The following is a 2,302-nucleotide window of genomic DNA, read 5'->3' as shown; positions in this document are numbered from 1 at the left end:
GCGATCCTCCTACTCGATTTTTACAAGACGAAGAAGATTTCTTTTTTCTTCCTGAATTACCATACGCACACAAAGCCTTGGAGCCACATATTGATACGCTCACCATGGAAATTCACCATGGCAAGCATCATCAAGGCTATGTCAATAAGTTGAACAAAGCACTTAAACCAATTGATGCTTCTCTTTTGGAAGGCTATAAAACCTTTTCAAGCATTTTTAAACACATTCAAAAATTACCTACTGCAGTTAGAAACAATGCAGGTGGCCATTATAACCATACCTTGTTTTGGACCTTCATGAAACCAGATGGTGGTGGAGAGCCGAAAGGACCATTGGCTGATGCCATCAATTCAACTTTTGGCTCCTTTGCGGAATTCAAAATACAATTTGCTGCGGCTGCTAAAAAGCGTTTTGGTTCTGGATGGGTATGGTTGGTTGTTAATGACCAAAAGCTCGTTATCACCTCAACACCTAACCAAGACAATCCTCTTATGCAGTTGGATAGCATTAAAGTAAAAGGAACGCCGATACTCGCCTTAGATGTATGGGAACATGCCTATTACCTCAAAAATCAAAACAGACGTGGTGATTATGTAAAAGCATGGTGGAATGTAGTGAATTGGACGACCTCTGCGGATATGTACAACTCCGCTATTTCAACGAGCGGCAAATAAACCACCACTCCTTCATTATTTAATTCATATTACAAACTAGTTCTCGTAACACTTGAATTGACACAGCCTTTCAGCCAAATTAAAGAATGAGATATGTAGCGCTGTCACATTGAGCTTGTCGAAATGTGTGCATGGAAGTAGTAAAATAAATTTCAATATCTTTTTTCTTGATAAAAAAGAAACAAAAAATCAAGACTTAAAATCATTTTCTTCAAGATTCTTTATAAATCATAAGTCAGTCGAATGATCTCCAAGGCAAGCTTGGAGCTTTCCAGCCTTTACTAATGATTCATTTTGAATCCTTTCGACTCTGATTTAATGTCGCAGGGGGGGTATGTATTCTGTGTGCGGCCATCCCAATCCTGTCGAAGTTGAAAATTGGTTCAAAAGAAAGTTTTAGACGTTTAATTCCTCCGTATTACACCAACTCAATATCAAACTGCGCCAAGTCAATAAACTCCTGAACACGTTTGTTCACTTGTTCATCTTTTAGGTCGATAACATTTTCCGTTCCAAATTTCTCCACACAAAATGACGCCATTGCGGAACCAAAAATGATCGCACGCTTCATGTTGTCAAAAGAGATGTCTTGTGTTTTTGCAAGATATCCTAAACGTTCGAAGATGGCACAAACAAGCCGCCTACAGAGCTAAAGCAGCAGGATTCGATATTGTGTACTGTTATTCAGAAAGTATTGCTTGGGCATTTTTAAATAAGCGAATTAACGATCGTACAGATGAGTATGGTGGCGAGATGGCAAATCGTGCGAGATTATTAATGGAGCTAGTAGCAGATACTAAAAATGCCATTGGAGACAAATGTGCAATCGCATTGAGACTTCCAGTAAGTGAGCTTGGAGACCACGAAGACGATTGGAATAAATCTCAGGCACAAGAGTTAATTGGGATGATGGCAGATATGCCAGACCTCTGGGATGTAAACGTTACTGGCTGGGATAACGACTCAACTGTTTCTAGATTTTTCAAAGAAGGAAATCAAGAAAAGCACATCAACTTTGTAAAGAGTCTTACTACCAAGCCAGTTGTTGGCGTCGGACGATTTACATCTCCGGAAACTATGGTTTCTATGGTTAAGAATGGCGTCCTCGATTTAATTGGGGCTGCAAGGCCTTCAATTGCTGACCCTTTCCTACCAAGCAAAATCAAAGAAGAACGAATTGAAGATATCCGAGAATGTATCGGATGCAACATCTGCGTAATCGGTGACTTCCAAGCTGTTCCAATCCGATGTACACAAAACCCTACAATGGGTGAAGAGTACAGAAGAGGATGGCATCCAGAGAAAATGAATCCAAAGAAAGACGATAAGGATATTCTTGTTGTTGGAGCTGGTCCTGCTGGACTAGAAGCTGCTAGAGCTTTAGGCGATAGAGGATACAACGTTATTTTGGCTGAAGCAGAGAGAGAACTTGGAGGTAGAGTAATCCGAGAAGGAAAACTTACAGGACTTAGTGAATGGCTTAGAGTTGTTGATTGGCGAGTTACACAGATTGAGAAGATGGATAATGTAACTGTTTATCCAGGCAGTAAAATGACCGCAGAAGATGTTATGGAAGTTGGTTGCGAAAACGTAATGATTGCTACTGGAGCCTCTTGGAGAAAAGATGG

At 40.3% G+C, this 2,302-nt stretch carries 3 protein-coding genes; 2 read left to right on the top strand and 1 reads right to left on the bottom strand.

The genetic code is table 11. The features are described from left to right. Window positions 1–674 (top strand): superoxide dismutase (locus tag HRT72_06575; GenBank protein ID NQY67372.1); only part of this gene is annotated, 674 nt, incomplete at its 5' end. A gap of 418 nt (window positions 675–1,092) precedes the next feature. Here the strand turns inward: HRT72_06575 and HRT72_06570 are convergent. After that, window positions 1,093–1,245: a hypothetical protein gene (locus tag HRT72_06570; GenBank protein ID NQY67371.1), complete on the bottom strand. Its 153-nt coding sequence runs from the start codon at window positions 1,243–1,245 to the stop codon at window positions 1,093–1,095. A 20-nt stretch (window positions 1,246–1,265) separates the two neighbouring features. Here HRT72_06570 and HRT72_06565 point away from each other — a divergent pair. After that, window positions 1,266–2,302, top strand: a 1,037-nt coding sequence (locus HRT72_06565; GenBank protein NQY67370.1) for an FAD-dependent oxidoreductase, incomplete at its 3' end; no start/stop codon positions are given.

The organism is Flavobacteriales bacterium (assembly GCA_013214975.1).
GTDB lineage: Bacteria > Bacteroidota > Bacteroidia > DT-38 > DT-38 > DT-38.
This window is presented reverse-complemented; position numbering and strand designations above follow the sequence as displayed.

Excerpts from the sequence above, each read along its gene's own strand:
- HRT72_06570 (NQY67371.1), bottom strand. The coding sequence starts at position 1,245 with ATGAAGCGTGCGATCATTTTTGGTTCCGCAATGGCGTCATTTTGTGTG.